At 71.2% G+C, this 17,663-nt stretch carries 10 protein-coding genes; all 10 read right to left on the minus strand.

What is annotated here, in order from left to right:
• On the minus strand, positions 1 to 875 hold an 875-nt coding region (locus AQJ91_RS29435; RefSeq protein ID WP_199848054.1), incomplete at its 3' end, for a WXG100 family type VII secretion target.
• A gap of 221 nt (positions 876 to 1,096) precedes the next feature.
• Entirely contained in the window at positions 1,097 to 1,648 is a 552-nt protein-coding gene (locus AQJ91_RS29440) for a hypothetical protein (protein WP_067027552.1), read from the minus strand.
• A gap of 6 nt (positions 1,649 to 1,654) precedes the next feature.
• On the minus strand, positions 1,655 to 1,942 hold the full coding sequence (locus tag AQJ91_RS29445) for a WXG100 family type VII secretion target (protein ID WP_067027554.1): 288 nt from the start codon (positions 1,940 to 1,942) through the stop codon (positions 1,655 to 1,657).
• Positions 1,943 to 1,986: 44 nt separating this feature from the next.
• Positions 1,987 to 2,328, minus strand: coding sequence for a WXG100 family type VII secretion target (locus AQJ91_RS29450; protein ID WP_079085256.1), 342 nt, complete (start codon positions 2,326 to 2,328; stop codon positions 1,987 to 1,989).
• Positions 2,329 to 2,447: 119 nt separating this feature from the next.
• Positions 2,448 to 5,867: a right-handed parallel beta-helix repeat-containing protein gene (locus tag AQJ91_RS29455; protein ID WP_067027557.1), complete on the minus strand. Its 3,420-nt coding sequence runs from the start codon at positions 5,865 to 5,867 to the stop codon at positions 2,448 to 2,450.
• Positions 5,864 to 9,745 carry a hypothetical protein gene (locus tag AQJ91_RS29460; RefSeq protein WP_159054681.1) on the minus strand — a complete coding sequence of 1,294 codons (3,882 nt, stop codon included), beginning with the start codon at positions 9,743 to 9,745 and terminating at the stop codon, positions 5,864 to 5,866. The genes AQJ91_RS29455 and AQJ91_RS29460 overlap by 4 nt, the downstream gene beginning before the upstream one ends.
• 60 nt (positions 9,746 to 9,805) lie before the next feature.
• Complete coding sequence (eccB, locus tag AQJ91_RS29465) at positions 9,806 to 11,140, minus strand: type VII secretion protein EccB (protein ID WP_067027561.1); 1,335 nt, start codon at positions 11,138 to 11,140, stop codon at positions 9,806 to 9,808.
• 11 nt (positions 11,141 to 11,151) lie between these two features.
• The gene (eccD, locus tag AQJ91_RS29470) at positions 11,152 to 12,549 is read right to left on the minus strand and encodes a type VII secretion integral membrane protein EccD (RefSeq protein WP_067027563.1); all 1,398 of its coding nucleotides are present in this window, start codon (positions 12,547 to 12,549) and stop codon (positions 11,152 to 11,154) included.
• Positions 12,550 to 12,622: 73 nt separating this feature from the next.
• Positions 12,623 to 16,606, minus strand: coding sequence for a type VII secretion protein EccCa (eccCa, locus tag AQJ91_RS29475; RefSeq protein ID WP_199848055.1), 3,984 nt, complete (start codon positions 16,604 to 16,606; stop codon positions 12,623 to 12,625).
• Positions 16,607 to 16,842: 236 nt separating this feature from the next.
• A complete protein-coding gene (locus tag AQJ91_RS29480) occupies positions 16,843 to 17,418 on the minus strand; it encodes a sigma-70 family RNA polymerase sigma factor (RefSeq protein WP_079085257.1) in 576 nt (191 codons plus the stop codon).
• Between the last annotated feature and the right edge of the window lie 245 nt (positions 17,419 to 17,663).

The following is a 17,663-nucleotide window of genomic DNA, read 5'->3' on the forward strand; positions in this document are numbered from 1 at the left end:
ACACCCCCAAGACCCCCGGTATCACCAAGACCACCCGTATCCCCAAGACCCCCGGTATCACCAAGACCACCCGTATCCCCAAGACCGCCGGTATCCCCAAGACCACCACCCGTATCCCCAAGACCCCCGGTATCCCCAAGATCCCCGGTATCCCCGATGTCGGGGATATCGGGGATATCGGGCGGAGTGTTTGCCACCGAGCTCACACCGGTCGGGTTGCGGACCTGGTCGATGGTGACCTGGTATTCGCTGGCCAGGCTCTTGAGAACGGCACGCATGTCGCGGTTCAGCAACTCGACGATCTCCGGCTTCTTGCTCACCGGGATCAAGCCGTTGCTCATCGCCTTGACGTTCATGAGCTGCGCCTGACGCGCATACCAGTGATCGATTTCCTTGATCTTGATCTGAGCGTTCCGCAGGTTGACCGCGTTGTTGGCCAGCTGCTGCGGGACCGCGTTGCCCCCGGCCGAGCCGCCGGACAACGCTTCGGAAGCGGACTCGACCTGGCGGGAGAAGCGCGTGATCATGTCCAGGAAGGCATCCGCGGCGGCGCCCTGCCAGGGCCCGCCGTTCCCCGCGAGTGCCTTGCCCTGTGCGGCCAGGCTCTGGCCGACGACTTCCAGGGTCTGCTGCACCTGGTAGAAGATGTTGGCCGCGTTCTGCAACGACTGCGGGTCGGCGACACCCCGGGCTTGTTGAAGGTTGTCGTCGCTCGTGACCCCGGCCGCCATGCCGTTGATGGCGGCCATGATCTGCTTCCAGTCCCAGTTGTCGTAATCCGAGAGGGTGCCGCCACCCTCGTTCAGATCGCCGAAGACCGCTCCGTCTTCATTCTGCTTGAAGCCGAGGTCGTTGTAGTCCTTGTCGTCCGCCATCCCGCTCAAACTCTCCTGTTCCTGGCACGATCAGCGATCGCCGGGTTCCCCCAACGGGCTTGACGCGGCGAGCCGCCGACCGTCGTTTTCGGTGGGTACGACGATCGACGGCTGCCAATGCACGAACGTGATGGCGGGAAGCGCTGCCCCGCTCCTGATATGCCCCCGTTGTAGTCACGCCGTACCGGATGGTCCGTGCAGCTTCCGGTACCGGCTGACGATCAGCCCACGGTCGAGCTGTGCTGCCCCAAGGCCTGGAAGTCCGACCCCGCTCGGTGCACGTACTCGTCGAGTTCCTTGGCCGTCATCTCGTTGGCCTCTTCGGTCGAGGCATACTTCTTGCTCATGAGCCGGACACCGTTGCACAGATCGGTGAGCCCGTCGGCAAGATCGTCGAGGATCTTGGTGTAGGCGTCCTTGATGCCGCCCGCCTCGCCTCCGCCTCCGGATATTTTCGAGCGCATCAGGTTCGCGTGGAAGAAGGCGCCCGGATGGACGTCGACGCCCTTCAGGGCCTGGTGGGCCTTCTGGCACGGCGCGATCAGCCGTTCGATGTTGCTCGCGAAGACCTCCATCGACGGTGTGCTCACCGTGGTTTCGTGCGAGCCCCCGCCCGAGTTCTTCGGAACGGGTGGTGCCGACGTCGGTGCGGGGTTGTGGTACGTACCGTGACCGGACGGAACGTCCTTGTCGCCCTTGTACTCCTCAAGCTCATGGTCCGGAACCCATTTCAGAGCGGGGTACCCGTCCGAGCTGTCTTTGACCCATGCCATGTCGCACTAGCTCCAGAGACTGGTTCCGTACCGCTCGGCCTGGTTGTAGCTGCCGTTGATCTGCGAGAGGTTGACGCCGGCCTTACCAGCGGCCTCGGTCATCTTGGCGGCGCCCGCGTCCCACTCGGCCTTCTTCACGTAGTAGAACTCCCTCACGGAGCCCTCCCAGTTGGCGAGGCTGCTCCTGGCCTCGCTCTCCAGCTCGGTGATGAGCGTCTGGATTCTGCGGGTGGCCGCCATCAGTTCCTGCTGAGTGACGTCAACGGCGCCGATCTGGACGGTGTAGTCAGGCATTGTGTGTCTCCTTACGGGTGAGGGGGGGGCTGGTTGCGGCGAGGCTAGATGGGGAAGTTCGGGAGGCCGCTCATGGCGCTCCGCGCCTGGCTGGCGCCGTCGATCGTTTCCGAGTTCGTCGTCGTGTACTGGCCGGTGGTCTGCTGGAGCTTCTGCTGCATCTCCGTCAGGGCCCTGCGGCATGCCATGTAGCCCGCCATCCAGTCCGCCAGCGCCCCCTGGTAGGTGCTGGCGGCTTGTCCCTTCCACTGGGTGGCCAGGTTGTTGGCGACGCCGTCCATGGCGTCGGCCTCCCTGTTGGCGGATGAGATGGCGTTCGCGAAGGCGGACTCCGCGCGCTTCATTCCCGCAAGATCTACCTGTGTTTGGTTGTTGGGTCCTGCCATGGTTGTTCCCTCCTTGGGGAGTTGAGATGGAACCGGTGATCGGTCTCATCTGATGCTGGTTGTGACGTAAGTGTCGGGGAAGGGGAACTCCCCGACACTGCCCGCCAGTCCACCGCGGTCTACCCGTGACTACCTGAGCCCGCCGCCTGTGCCGCCACGGCAGGAACGGCCGGGGCGACCCCCTGTTCGGCAGCAGCAGGAGGGGCCTCGGGACGTCGTCCGCCGGCCTCCGCCGGCGCGGAGGGCGGCAGATCGGCCGGAGTGACGGTCTGCGATCCCGCCCGGGAACCGATACGCGCCGCCAGCCGGTGCGCGGTGTACGCCCCACTCGGCGGCGGACTGGCGGTGAAGGTGTCGGTGAGCACCGCCATGGTGTCGTCCTCGGTGTCGAATCCCAGCCGGGCCAGGTGACGGTGGGTCAGTTCGGCGAGCTGAGCGCCGGTGTACGGGGCGAACCGAAGGTACTCGGCGAACGCCCCGGTCAGTTCCGTACGTTCGCGCAGCAGGCTCACCAGCGGCGCGCCGTTGCCGCACAGCACCAGCACAGGGCCGGCGTCCTCGCCGACGGCCTCCGCCAGGGCGTCGAGCACCGCCGAGCGTTCCGCCTCCGGCCGCCGTCCGAAGGCCGGATCGAGTTCCGGCATCAGCAGTCCGCCCACGGCCTCCTCACAGACGGCGGCCAGATATCTCCGAGGCTGGTCGGGCCATCGCGCCGGGACCGCGGACAGCGGAAGATGGCAGGGCACGCCGGTGGCCACCAGGCCGAGTTCGGCGAGGCAGCGGCCGTACAGCCGGGCCACGGAGCGCCGTCCGCTACCCTGCGCGCCGTCGAAGACCACATTCGCCAGACCGGCGACCGACTCGCCACGCCGGCTCAGCTGTACCAGACCGTCGAGCCGTACGCGCAACGCCTCGCGTACGGCGTCGAGGCCCACCAATGCGGCCAGCCGCGCGACGGACGCGCTGTCCGCGCCCCGGTCGCCGTCCGGTTTGCCGGCCTGCCGGACACCCGGCCTGCCGCCCTGGTCGGCCGAAGCGCCCGAGCCGCCCGAAGCACCCGAAGCACCCGAGGCGCCAGAGCCGCCGTCCTCGTCCAGCGAGGTGGGGACGTCCTCCTCGGCGAGCCGGCTGAGATCGCTCTCGTCGCTCGGAGGATGCGTGGCCAGACGGGTCGCCTGATTGCTGATCATCACCTCGAACACCTGCCGGGCGACACGGCCGTTGCCGAAGGTCGGCCCCTTCGGTACCTCCTCGAAGTACCGGGTCAGGGCCTCCAGGGCGCCGCCGCTGAGGTCGTAGTAGTGCTTGGCGCACAGTCCCCTGGCGATGGTGACGAGTTCGTCCGGGCTGTAGTTGGGAAACTCGACGGTACGGGCGAAACGGGAGGCCATACCGGGGTTGGAGGCCAGGAACTGCTCCATGTGCTCGGAGTAGCCCGCGGCGATCACCACGATCTCGTCGCGGTGGTCCTCCATCATCTTCATGAGCGTCTCGACCGCCTCCTGACCGAAGTCAGGACCGCTGCCCTTGGACTGGTTGGTCAGGGTGTACGCCTCGTCGATGAACAGCACGCCGCCCAGGGCCTTGTTGACCACCTCGGTGGTCTTGATGGCCGTGGCGCCGATGTACTGTGCCACCAGGTCGGCGCGTGCCACCTCGACCATGTGGCCCTTGGCCAGGATCCCCAGCTCGGCCAGGACGGCGCCGTACAGCCGGGCGACCGTGGTCTTGCCGGTGCCCGGTGGTCCGGCGAAGACCAGGTGACGGCTCATCGGGGGCATCGGCAGGCCCATCTCCTGCCGCCGCTGGGCCAGCATGTTGAAGTTGATCAGACCGCTGACCTCCCGCTTCACGCTCTCCAGGCCGACCAGACCCTTCAGTTCCGCGAGTGGCCCGGTCCCGGTATCCGTTGCCAGCTGCGCCTCCGGGCCGGGTGAGGTCCCCTCCTCCCCCGCCACCGCCTGAACCTCCCGCTGGCCCCCGGCGTCCAGTCCCTCGACGGACAGCTGCCCGCCGGCGTTGAGCTCGTGGACGGCCTTGCCGCCGTTGTCGCGTATCCGGCAGTCGTGGACGCGGACCGGCTGGTCGGTGTTGCTGCGGATGCCGTCACCGGCGTTGTCGAAGACAGTGCAGTCGCTGAGGTCGGCGCGGGCGGATGCCTGGATGTTCAGCCCGTGGCCGCGTGCGCCGTTGATCCGGCAGCCGGTCGCGATGACCGAGCCGCCGTTCAGCGCCCGGAAACCATCGGTGCCGGAGCCGGTGAACTCGCTGTCCTTGGCGGCCAGTTCGGAATCGCTGCCGCCGACCAGCACTCCGCACCCGCGCAGCGCGGAGGACTCCAGAACCGCCTGCGCCCCGCCGGACAGGGACAGACCGGTGCCGCCGGTGGTCAGCCGCACCGCGGTGAACTGGCCGGTGCCCTTCTCGTCCAGTTCGATGCCGGTGCCGCCGTCAAGGGTGATCTCCGCACCCTGCAGCTCCAGCTTGCCCTCGCCCAGCACCCGGGCCCCGGCGCCGGAGCCGCCGGCGACCGTCAGGCGCCCGATGCGTACGGCGGCGCCCCCGGCGACCTGGACCGCGGCGGTGTCGGCGGCCTGGACGGCCAGGCCGTCGAAGACCACCTGGCTGCCCCCGTCCGCGAGGACACCGACCGGCGTACCGCTGATCGTGCAGTCCTCCAGGTGCGGCCGGGAGCGGTCGACGATGTGCACGCCGCCGTGGGCGGACGAGGTGATGACGCAGGAGCGCAGGACCGGGGTGGCGCCGCCGCTGATGTGGACCGCCTGCCCGCCGGACTCGGAGAAGGTGCAGTCTGTGAGCGTGGTCGCGCCGCGGCTGGTCAGGTACGCGTCCAGGGCCGCGCTGCCGGTCACCGACACCTTGGACAGGTCGGCCTTGGCGTCCTGCTCGACGGCCAGGGCGGGCTTGCCGCTGCCGGTGATCCGGGTGGCCTCGACCGAGGCCGTGCCCTGACCGTTGACGCAGATACCGTTGCCGCGCGGCCGGTCGAGGGTGCATTCCCGTACCGTGAGCCGCCCGCGCTCGGCGACCACCACGGCCGACGATCCCACCTCGGTCACCTCGGACCGTTCCAGCACGTTGCCGCCGCCGGAGGTCACCACGACGCCGGCGCCGCGGGCGTTCGTCACCCGGCAGCCGCGGACGGCCAGGGTTCCCTGATGCCAGGCCAGTACGGCGGTCCAGCCCTCCCCGGAGACATGGCAGTCGTCGAGCGCGGCCTGGCCCCGGCGTACGTCGAGTACCGGGGCCTCCTGGTCGCTGCCGGACAGCACCAGGCCGGACAACTGCGCGGCCTCCGCGTCCACGACGACGGTGGTGCCCGACGGGGAGTGGACGTGCACGGTCCCGCTGCCGCCCTCCGCGGACAGGCTCACCGCCCGGGTGATGTCGAGTGCTTCCTCGTACCGTCCCGGCGCCACCGTGATGAGCGCGCCCTCGGCGGCATCGGCGAGGGCCTTACCGATGGAACGGTAGGCACCCGGGCGGTCCGGGGCGACCAACAGGACTTGCCGCGTCATTTCTTCGCTGCCTTTCTCCGCTGCGCCTGGTCGGCCGTGGTACGCGGCTTTGCAGCCCCGGACGGGACGATCAGCCCCGGTGGGGCTCCGAGCGAGCCGGCGGGGGCCTTCGGCGCTCCCTTGGAGCCGGCGCCTGCCAGGGCCTTCAGGGTCTGTTCGAGCCCCTTCAACGCGATCTCGTCCAGCGAGGTGCGCCCGGCCTCGACCCGGCCGTCCTCGGCGATCTCCGAAGGCGACAGCTCACGCAGCAGAACGGCGTGCCGCTCGCCGGTGTGCACCCGCAGCACCTTGAAACTCGTGCCGGGCAGGAACAGCACCTGGTCCGGAGTACCGGGGTCGATCAGATTGGTCCGGCGGGCCGTCAGCGACCAGATCAGGAAGTCGGCGCTGCCCGCCGGACCGGTGTACGGGGTGGTCCGCGCGGCACAGAACGCCCACTCGGTGGCCAGCCTGCCCTCGCGGTACCAGGCGCGCTCGGCGTCGCCGAGCCTGGCGTGGAGCAATGCCGGGCCCCGGTAGGACGGCAGCCGGCGCAAGCCCGAGGCCACACAGCGGGCCAGCGGCACGTGCGGCCCGACCGTCGCGCCGCGCACGGCCTTGTCCAGACCGTGGTGGTCCCCGAAGAGGTACAGCCGTACGGCGACCAGGTCGGTCAGGGCCTCGGAGGTGTCCGTCCCCGCACGGCCGCGCAGGCCGGGCGACTCCGCCATCACGCTGGAGACCGTGCTCGCCACCGTGTTGTACTGCTCGCTCAGGGTGCGCCGCACCCAGGCCCGCTCCTGCTCCAGGCCTCGCTCGGGCGGCACCGCGCAGGCGGCGGCCTTCGGCACCGGCTGCACTTGCACGGCCGGAGTCCCGGCCGCGGGGGCGGCAGCCGGGGACCGAGCCGGACCCGAGGCAGGCGCGGCCTGCCCAGGCTCGTCCGGCCCGGCGGAGCCGGGCGGGGGCGTCCCGGGCACCGGGGGCTTCTCTGCCGGAGCGTCGGTTCCGGTGGGCGCGGACGGCACGTCCGGTGCGCCTGACTCCAGCCGGACGCGCGGTGCCGCGGGCCGGGACGGCCTCGGGCTCGGCGTGGGGTCGGCGGTCGGTGTGCGTTGTCCCGCGGGCGCCGAGGGCACCGTCGATGCGTCGGGCTCCCGGGCCCGCGCGTCGGCCCCGTCGGCCCCGTCAGCCCCGTCAGCCCCCTCTGCCCCGTCGGCCGGCGGCGCCGAGGCTGCCGAGGGCTCCGTACGAGGCGGCGTCGCTGCCTCGTCCCGGCCCGCTGCGTCGGGCTCGTTCTCCGCTGCATCGGGTCCGCCGCCCGCTTCGGCTTCCCGTGCCGCGCGGTCGTCCTCGTCCGTCGCGGGCTCGGGCCCTGCAGGCCGCGACCCGGCCGGTGCCCGCAGAGGCGATGCCTCCCTGGCCCGGTCGGAGTCGCCGGCCTCGGACTCAGCGCCCTTGGGCGCAACAGTCCCGAACTCACCGGCCTTCTCGGTCTCACCGGCGTCACCGAGCGCGCGCCCACCGCCTCCGCCGCTCTCGGAACGTGTCCCAGAACCCGGCTCGGCAGAACCGGACCCGGCTGCCACCCGCGCGGGGGAAGCCGGCGCCGGCGAACCGGCCTCCCGCCCCTCGCCGTCCCCGGCTTCCACCGCGGGCCTGGATCCCTCTCGACCCGGCTCCGCACCGGATGCCACGGACGCCGACCCGTCGTCGGCCCGCAGGCGCCGGCCCCGGCGCGGGGCGCGCGGGCTCAGCCGCCGCAGCAGCCGCCCGCGCAGCTTCTCGCCCTGGTTGGTCTCACCGGTCTCAGAATCAACGACGGCATCGGTGTCACCGGTCCCGCCGCCGTCGGAACGTGACCCCGGACCCGACTCAGCAGGATCGGGCTCATCGGGGCCGGACTCGGCCTTGGCTTCTACGGCGGACGGCGGCTTCGGCGTACCGCCGTCCCGCGCCCCGCCGTCCTCGGTGTGCGCCGCGGGCTCGGACTCCGCAGGGCCCGGCTCCGGATCCGACTCCGTACGCCCCTGCGCACGCGACCCCGTGTCGGATGCCTCGACGGTCTCCGGCTCACCGGTTCCGCCGGCAGTGCTGCCCGCCCCCGGACCCGGCTCTGCGGGACCGGACTCGATCAGCGCCCGGACCTCGGGCGGCAGCGGCGAACCCGGCTCCCGCTCACTGCGGCCCTCGGTGTCCGCCCCGGGTTCGGACTCCGCGGGACCTGACTCCGTACGGCCCCGCACACGCGACCGCGCCCCACGGTCGGCGCCGATCCGACGCTCCTCCGTCACCTCGGTATCCGCCCCCGGACCCGACTCCTCGGGACCGGACTCGATCAGCGCCCGGACCTCGGGCGGCAGCACCGACCGCGACGCGGGCTCCGCCCCGGTGGGGCCGTCGGCCGAGCCCGCCTCGCGCCTGTCATGGTCGTCGGGGTCCGCCGGAGCGGCCCCGTTGGTTGTCGGCACGCCGGACGGTGCGAGAGGGGCCGTGCCCGCATGCCCCGCCCGCCGGCCCCCGGAGTCCGCCGCGGTGCGGTCCCGGTGGCCCCCCCTGCGGCCTGCGGTTCCGGTAGCGAGCGAAGGCGCGGCAGCGGACGGGGCGGCCGCCGCGGCAGCGCCCCAGAGCTCCTCCTCGGCGGCGTACCAGGACTCCTGCTCGGTGGGTGTGTACGTCACGTCCTCGCGGCGGGCCGCGCGAACGGTCTCGGGATCGTCGGCCGGCGCCACCCGGAACGTCTCACGTGCTTCGGGTTCGAGCCGCCACAGCATGTCCTTGGCGAGCGACCGCATGCGCCCGGCACTTTCCGGCGCGCTGCGGTCGAACAGGATCAGCGGACTGCCCGGCTCCGCCGGGATGCGTCGGACGTCGTCGCCGCCTGCGGGCTCCTCGTGCGGGCGCAGCCACAGCCCGCCCTGCACGACCTCCAGAACCGCGTCGGGGGCGAAGTCGTACACCCCGTAGGAGAGCTGTCGAAGACCGGCAAGCGGGGCGCGCAGGCCGTAGAGGGCCGGCGGAGCGGGTTCGTCGTCAGCGCTGGGCCAGTAAGCCAGTTCGGTGATGAACGGACGCCCGTCCAGCCAGCCGTCCGCCCGCACGTTGCGGATCTCGGGCGGGCCGAAGCCGGCCCCGGCCTGCACCGGAACGCCGCCGTAGAGCACGACCTGCTGTTCCAGGACGTCGGCCAGCGCCTGTCCCAGAGACCGGCCGTCCGGCAGCGCCACCGGGCCGTAGTGGACGAACCGCGTCAGCGGGCGGACCGTCGGCAGGACGGAGTCCCAGAGGCGGGCCACGTCCTCCAGCGGCACTTCCGGCGCGCCCGGGCTGCCGATGACCACGGTGAGGATGTCGGGATGGGCGGGCAGGACCTGCATCAGCCGCTGCCGGTGCGTGTTCTGCCGCAGGTCGGCCGTGCTGCGCACCCATACCCCGCTGGGCATGGTTTCGGCCACTCCGTCCGGGCTGATCTCCCGTGGACTGTCCGGGATCGAGAACTCCCAGTGGGGCCTGGGGTATCGCCGGGAGTCGCGCTCGACGGCCCGGCCGGGACGGAAGCACAGCCAGCCGGCCCCGTGGTCACTGGGAATGAACAGTTGGCCGCCCGCGGTGACCAGCGGCTCTCCGTCCGGCGCGAGGACCGGACGGCGAAGCCGGTCGGCGAGCCGCTGTCCGACCGCGTGGACGTCCTCCCGCCCGCGGCGGCCGTAGACCAGCCGCACGCCGCCGGGGCGATCGGCCAGCAGCTTGGCCACCACTTCCCATTCGTGCTCCAGGGAGCCGGACGGCAGATCGATGACGACCAGAGTGTGCGCGGTGTCGCGCACCAGCCGCTCGGCGATCAGCAGGGACCGCCGATCCGGCTCCCCCTTGGGGTGGATCAGCAGAGTGTTTCCCACCGACCGCAGCTTGAGGGGCTGCCAGGGTCCCTGGCCCGCCTTCAGACCCAGCGCCATCCGTTATCGCCCGCTCACAGTGGCCGCGGCTGCCGCTTCTCCGAGCCGCGGGCCCTGGGGCAGCAGCTTGAGGACGTCTTCCGGCAGCGGCAGCGGGACGGCGCTGGCGTAACCCAGCGCCCCGGCGCTCTGGTCGCTTTCCAGGACGTGCAGCACGCCCTGCTCCGTGATCAGGTACAGCTGTGGGCTGGTGGTCTCAGAAAGCTGGTCCTGGTCGACTGCCAAGACGCCGCGGCCGGGCGGAATCACGGCCCGCGCGTCTTGGGAGGCGGACGGACCGTCTTCCAGGACCACCCGGGTGCGCAGGGTCGTGTCGCGCGAAGTGTGCAGCAGGCACAGCGCCTCTTTGTCGAAGCGCAGGAGTGGTACGCCGAGTACGTCGGGCACCGCCGTCAGCGCGTCGGCCTCCGCCGCGGGCACCGCGGCGACGTCACCCGATCTCACCGGCCGCGCCGGGGCCGCACCGGCGCGGCCGATGAGCAGGGCGGCCTGCGTCGCGCTGACCGGCTCGACGCCGTCCGGGCGCATCACGTAGTAGTGGTCGGTGTCCGCGACAGTGGTCCGGAGCAGTTGTCCGACCACGGTCGGCCGACCGGCGACGTTCCGGCCGGGCTCGCCGGCGCGCGGGATACGGGCCGCCGTGAGCCTGGCGCCGGTCGGCAGGGCGGACAGCCAGTCGCGGGGGGCCGGCACGGGCAGCTGCGCGTCGAGGCCGAGCGCGGTCAGGGCGCTCTCATCGGGTATCGGGTACTTGGTGCCGCGCCACAGCAGGTACAGGTCGTCCTTGCCCGACGAGAGCAGGACCTGCCGGTTGTCGGGGAAGTCACGGGTGCGGTCGCCCGGGTCGAAGCCCAGCACCTGCCCGGAGCGTACGTCGTCGCGCAGGCAGCGCGTCCACGGGCCGGACAACAGGTCCTTGGCAGAGGGCAGGGCGTCGGGGGCGTCGGGGATGCCCACGGGCGTGCCGTGCCGCACTCCGGCCAGGGAGTTGCGCGACACCGAACGTACCTGGGCGTCGTTGCCGGCGAGGAGCAGCGCGGAAGCGTAGTTCCGCGCGGGGCGCAGTTCGTTGTCGAAGTAGAGGTACCGGTTGCCGGTCTCCTTCTCCACGATGATGGAGCCGGCCTTGCGCCACGAGGTGTTGCCGCCGGGCACGAGCAGTCCGTACACGGCGAAGGCTATGCACAGCAGCACCACGATGATGAAGCCGAAGAAGGTGCCGAGCAGGGGCCGCCGGGTCGGGGCGTACCCCCGGCCGGGATCGCCGCTCACCAGCGCCGAGCCCAGCTGGGCCATGGCGAACTGGTATGCCTGTACATGGTCGCGTCGAGTCTGCACGATCCGTCCCCTCAGCCGGCCAGGCCGCGGAAGTACGCGTACACGTGCAGCAGTTGGAGCAGCAGCGGCAGCAGGGCGATGGCGGAGAGCAGCTCCAGGATGTCGCCGATGTGGCCCCACACCGGGCGCAGCCGGCTCGTCGGCAGCCGCCAGGCGCCCACGAGCAGCAGTACGGCGGCGACGAACAGCACGCCCGAGACCGTGCCCCAGCGGTCTGCTCCGGTACCGGCGGCCCGCTCGATCAGCACCACGGCGAACCCGAACCCGCCCGCGAGGACTCCCGAGACACGCTGCAGAACCCCCGTCTGGCCCCGGGCGTACAGCACGACCGCGCAGCTGAACACCAAGGGCATCAGCCATCCGACCCAGCCGTGGTGGTGTGCCAGCAGCCAGAAGGCCACCGCGTAGGCCACCGCGGACGACGCGCTCAGGATGTCGAGGTAGGTGCTGGCGATGGCCACCCGCCGGGCGACCCGCTCCTCCGGTTCGGGCTCGATGTCCTCCTGGAGCTCCTGGGCGTCGTGCGGCAGGTGCGGTACGCGCAGCCGGGCCAGGCGCAGCGACAGGTTGGGGGCGAAGTGCCCGAGGACGAACATCGCGACCGCGATCGTTCCGGCGGTCCGCGCCGGGTCCCACTCCAGTGCCGCGAACAGCGCGACCCCGATCGCGGTGACGGCCGCGGTGGCCAGTACGGTCCCGGCCACGGTGAGCGGCAGCGCGTCGAATGCCAGCAGCGCCGTGGCCACCAGGGCCACGCCGCTGAGCGCGGCGGCCAGTCCCGTGATCCCGGGGTTGTATCCGCCGTCGGCGGCGCGCGGCAGGGCCAGTCCCGCGAATCCGGCGAAAGCGCACGCTGCCAGCCCCGCGGTCCGGACGGCGCCGCTTTCCGCGGCCGCCTGCCGGCCGATGACGCAGCCGACGGCCAGGATCAGGGCGATGAGCGCGCATACGGCGGCGGTCAGCGGACCGGGACCGGTGCGGAGCACCGTGAACGCGAGCCCGGCCAGGGTGAGGGCGGCCAGGGCGAGGGTGAGGCGGCGGGTCAGCTCGGGGCGCCACTGTCCGGGTTGCCTGCCGAGCGAATGGGCCACTCCGTCGGCGATGTCGTCGAAGTTCAGGGTGCCCAGGGGGTTGTCCTCCGGGCGCAGGTGGAGCACGTCGCCGTGGCGCAGGCCCAGCAACTCCGGGGTGCCGTCGGGGTCGAGCGGGTCCTCGCCCAGCCGCTGCAGCACCCAGGGGCCGCCTCGGTCGGCGGGGTCGGTGACGACGTGCGGCAGCAGGGCGGGCAGGAGCTCCGCGATCGAGGTGGACACCGGCAAGGCCAGGTCGGCCCTGCTCGTGGGCCCCTCGACAGTGACTCGGCAGATTTCGCGGGCGGGCAGGGCGACGGTGGGCGGGGCGGTCGTCATGGGGTTCCTGGGGTGCGCACGGGGAGTTCGGGACGGAGAGACGGTGTCGCGTGGATCGGGCGGGGCAGGACGGTCACGAGGGGGCCGCCAGTCCGGTCTGGATCAGCTTGACGGCGCGCCGGGTGACAAGCTGGGCGCGGCCCTGGGGGAGGGTGCGCGGCTTCGCCTCACCGATGAACTTGCCCTCCTCCTTGGGGTAGGAGAACAGCAGCGCCGGATTGCCCAGCTCCCACATGCGGCGCAGCATCGGGTCCATCATGGCCCGCATGGCACCGGAGGTACTGCGTGCGACCACCAGGTGCATGCCGGTGTACTGGCCCTGGGCGAGCAGCGAGATCAACGGTGCCACCGGCGATTCCATGGCGGAGCCGCCGGAGAACAGGTCGTAGTCGTCGATGAGGAAGAACAGTTCGGGGCCGTGCCACCAGTCGCGCTTGGCCAGCTGTTCGGGGGTGATGTCGGCTCCGGGCACGCGCTTGCCGATGGAGACCGCGGTGTTGTTGGCGATGTCGCTCAGGGCGGTGGTGTCCACGACGTATCCGACCCGGTACTCCTCGGGTACGTCCTTCAGCAGGCCACGACCGGGGTCGGCGAGGATGATTCGGGCCTCCTCGGGCCGATAGCGGGCGGTGATGGCCCGGATGACCAGGCGCAGCGCGTTGGTCTTGCCGGTCTCGTCGTCGCCGAAGACCATCAGGTGCGGTGCGGCGGCGAAGTCGTGCCACACCGGCTCCAGCCGCTGTTCGTCCCAGCCCAGGCAGACCCGCAGGGCGCCTTCGGCGGGTGGCAGCTGGTCTGCCGGCAGGCTGGTGGGCAGCAGCCGTACACCGGGGGCGGAGCTGCCGGTCCAGAAGGTGTCGATCTCCGCGACGGCGGCCTTGGTCGCCGCGGTCAGGTCGGTGTTCTCGGAGAAGCCGTCCAGCCGGGGCAGCGCGGAGAGGAAGTGGTGGCCGGAGGAGACCAGCCCCCGGCCGGGCTGGTTGGGGACGGCGGCGGCGGCCTTGCCGCCGACCTCGGACTCGATCGAGTCGCCGAGGCGCAGTTCGAGCTTGGTGCCGAGCATGTCGCGGAGCCGGGTGCGCAGCTCCGACCACCGGGCCGCCGAGGCCACCACATGCACGCCGAACGCGAGGCCGCGAGCGGCGATGTCCATGACCCTGTTCTCCAGGTCCTCGTACTCCTGGCGCAGGGTGAACCAGCCGTCCACGACGAGGAAGACGTCCCCGTGGGGGTCGTCGATCTCGCCGGAGGCCCGCAGCCGGCGGTAGGCGGCCATGGACTCCAGCCCCCTGCTGGTGAACTCCTGTTCGCGGCGCTCCAGGATCTGGAACACCTCTTCGATGGTGCGCAGTACACGGTCGCGCTCCAGCCGGGTGGCGACCGAGCCCACGTGCGGCAGGCCGGTGACGGAGACCAGACCGCCGCCGCCGAAGTCCAGGCAGTAGAACTGGACCTCCTCGGGGGTGTGGGTCAGGGCCAGGGAGAGCATCAGGGTGCGCAGCAGGGTGGACTTGCCGGTCTGTGGAGCACCGACGACGCCGACGTGCCCGTCGGCCCCGGACAGGTCGGCGACGAGGAGTTCGCGCAGCTGCTCGTACGGCCGGTCCACGAGGCCGAGCGGGACGCGCAGAGCGCCCCGCCCCGGGTAGTCGTTGGCGCTCATGCCGCGCACCGGGTCGGGCACGATGCCGGGCAGCAGTTCATCCAGGGTGGGCGAGGAGGTCAACGGGGGGAGCCAGACCTGGCGGGCCGCCGGGCCGCTGCCCTCCAGCCGGGCCACCATCACCTCGAGCAGGCTCTCCTCGCTCTCCTGCTCCCCGGTCGGCTCCTCCTCGTCGGAACGCAGAGACTGCTCGGCCAGCGAGGCCAGGGCCTCCTCCACGAGGGCCGAGTGCAGGGGCCCGGTCTGTTCGAGGCCGAAGGCGGTCACCTGCTGGGCGGCGAGGGCCGGTTCGCCGGCCTCTTCGCCGGATGCCGACCGGGCCGGAGCGGGTCCGGAGACGTAGGCGGCCTTGAACCGGACCAGGTTGGTGGTGTCGATCTTCAGGTAGCCGTTGCCGGGTGCCGACGGCAGCTCATAGGCACTGGAGACGCCGATCACGCTGCGGGACTCCATCGAGGAGAAGGTGCGCAGTGCGATGCGGTACGAAAGGTGGCCCTCCACGCGGTTGATGCGACTTTCGTCCATGCGCTGGGAGGCCAGCAGCAGGTGGACGCCGAGACTGCGGCCGAGGCGTCCGATGGAGACGAACAGCTCGACGAACTCGGGCTTGCTGGCGAGCAGTTCGGAGAACTCGTCGACGATGATGAGCAGGGACGGCAGCGGCGTCAGGTTGGCACCGCCGAGCCGCGCCTTCTCGTAGTCGAACAGTGAGGAGTGGCCGGCGGCGCGCAGCAGCTCCTGCCGGCGGATCATCTCGCCGTTGATGGAGTCCTGCATCCGGTCGACCAGATGGAGCTCGTCCGCCAGGTTGGTGATGACGGCGGAGGTGTGCGGGAGCCGGTCCATGTGGAGGAACGTGGCACCGCCCTTGAAGTCCGTCAGCACCATGTTGAGGATTTCGGAGGAGTGGGTGGCCGCCAGGCCCATGACCAGGGTGCGCAGCAGCTCGCTCTTGCCCGAACCGGTGGCGCCGATCACCAGGCCGTGCGGCCCCATGCCGCTCTGCGCGGACTCCTTGATGTCCAGTTCGACGATCTCGCCCTCTTCGGTGACGCCGATCGGCACCCGCAACCGGGTGTGCTGGGGGGTCCGGGAGCGCCACTTGGCGGCCACGTCGAAGGTGTGCGGGTCGCGGATGCCCAGCAGCGAGGTCATGTCGAAGTCCGTCTCCAGGGGCCGGTCGACCAGGTCGACGGTTCCGCTGGTGCGCATCGGCGCCAGCGAACGGGCCAGGGCCTCGGCCGCGACGGGGCTGAGCGAGTCGGGCCGGGCGGTGACGGTGTCCGTGCCCGAGGGGTATTCGACGTGCCCGTCCCGCAGGGTCAGCCGCAGTACCTTGGGACCGCCGGTCATGGAACCGGTCGCGTCCAGCAGCAGTACGCCGCGCATCCCTGCCCCCATCAGCCGGGAGCCCTCCGGGATCCGGACGCCCTGGGCCACGACCACGACCATTGGTTCGGCAACGCTGGGCGAGGACTCCGGGTTGTGGTCGGGCCGGTCGCGGAAGGATGGGCCCAGCAGGTCCATCAGCGTGTCGTGGTCGGAGGCGGCGAGCCGCAGCGGCCCGGCGGCGTCCTGCTCGTCCGGATGCGCGTTGTGCGGCAGCCACTTGAGCCAGTCCCACTCCGCGCCGCCGATGGAGTCGGCGAGGACGGCGATGCGCAGTTCGTCCGGCGAGTGGAAGACCACGAGTTGCCCGATCATCGCGCGCATCAGGTCGAGGGCGGCCACCCCGTCCCCGGCGAACTCGATGCTGGTGAAGCGCGGCAGCCCGATGGGGAGGGGCAGGCCCGGGACGGACTCGTGCGCGTTGGTGAACCGGCGCAGTGAGACGGCCGAGAGGGGTTCGAGATTCTCGACCGGCTTGGTCTGGGGCGGAAGCAGTTCCAGCGCGGCGGGCTGCTCACCGGTGCCGATGCGGATCCTGGCGAAGTCCTCGTGGCCGGGCCGGCGTTCCCACAGCCGGGGGCTGAGGGCCAGCGACCACAGGTCGCGGGTGTCGGGGTTGTCCCACAGCAGCGAGGCGCGCTGCCGTTCGGCCGCCCTTCGGGCCTGCGTGCGCTTCTGCGCCAGGTACCGGAGGTAGTCGCGGCGTTCGGCGCGCATGCGGCGCTTGCGGTCGGCCCCGGGGCGGATGAGCTGGGTCAGCGTCATGCTGATCATGGCCACGCCCATCATGCCGCCCATCATGAAGGTCATCGGATTGGCGTTGCCGACCGAGAACATCAGCGCCATGGCGGCGGTACCGAGGCCCATGGGCAGGTACATCAGGGCGGAGCTGAAGTCAGCGCTGGCCGGTTCGCCGAGGACGGGCGGCTCAGCCAGTTCGACCTGCCCCTCGGGCATGGCGGGGCCTTCCGCACGGGGCGAGCGCTTGGCGATGACGGTGCTCAATCGCGTTCTCATTTCTACGTACGCGAAGGGTTCACGGCGAATCGTAAGAAGCTGTCCGGCATCGCAAGATCACGAGCGGAAAATCTGCCTGCATGAACAGCGATGTCTGCCTGTCCACCCCTGGACAGGCCGGGGCGGGTCGCCACGTCGCGCGTCTCGCAGGAGTACGGCCGGGCCGTGCTCGGACGTCGGCCTGGCGAGGGTGATCAGGCCGGAGGTGGTGATGCCGGAGATCCTCATGCCCCGGCCGGCGCGTGCTGCGGGTGCCGGCGGCGCAGCTCCCGTATCGCGTGATGGGTACGGGATTTCACCGTTCCCGGCGGGATGCCCAGGGCGCTCGCGGCATCGGAACCGGTGCAGCCGAGCACGTAGACGTAGAAGAGCACTTCGCGGTGGGGGTGCGAGAGCCGGGAGAGGGCGTGAACCAGGAAGCGGCGCTGGACCGCCTCGCTCATCGGGTCCACGAGCTCGGCATGCTTCTCCAGGGTGTGTTCGTGCTGGATCTCGGCGTGTGCCCGCTCGCTCCGGGACCAGTCGATCACCAGATTGTGCGCCACTCTGATGAGCCAGGCACGGGACGGCGACCAGCTCGGCGGCTGGTCCGCGGTGCTCAGCCAGGCGCGCACCAGTGTCTCCTGGGCGAAGTCCTCGGCCCTCTGCCGGTCACCGCGCAGCAGACCGGACACATAGCGAAGAAGCGGACCGTGGTGTTCTTCGTAGAGTTTGCGAATGGATCCGTCGCCGGAGGATCTGGCTTCATCGGCTTCGGGAGTGCTCCCAGCCACGGAGGAGCTGGGCGTGGACGTTCTCATAGGTGTTCCCCCAGGGCCGGCATCGGTCTCCTGAGCCGGTCCGGTCGGGCGCCGCGCGGGCGGCGTGAGCTGGGCAGGGGCTGAGCACGGGTACCCGGGGCGACCCCACGGTCATGGGTGGATCGTGTGGATCACTCGGAGTGGGAGTCTATGAGTGGTTCTTGAGGATTCAAGGGGAGTTGAGTGGAAACTGAGGTTACTGATGAGAATGAGACCTGTTGATCGACAGCCGCGACCAGCGGCAT

The organism is Streptomyces dysideae (assembly GCF_001514305.1).
GTDB classification, from domain to species: Bacteria; Actinomycetota; Actinomycetes; order Streptomycetales; family Streptomycetaceae; genus Streptomyces; species Streptomyces dysideae.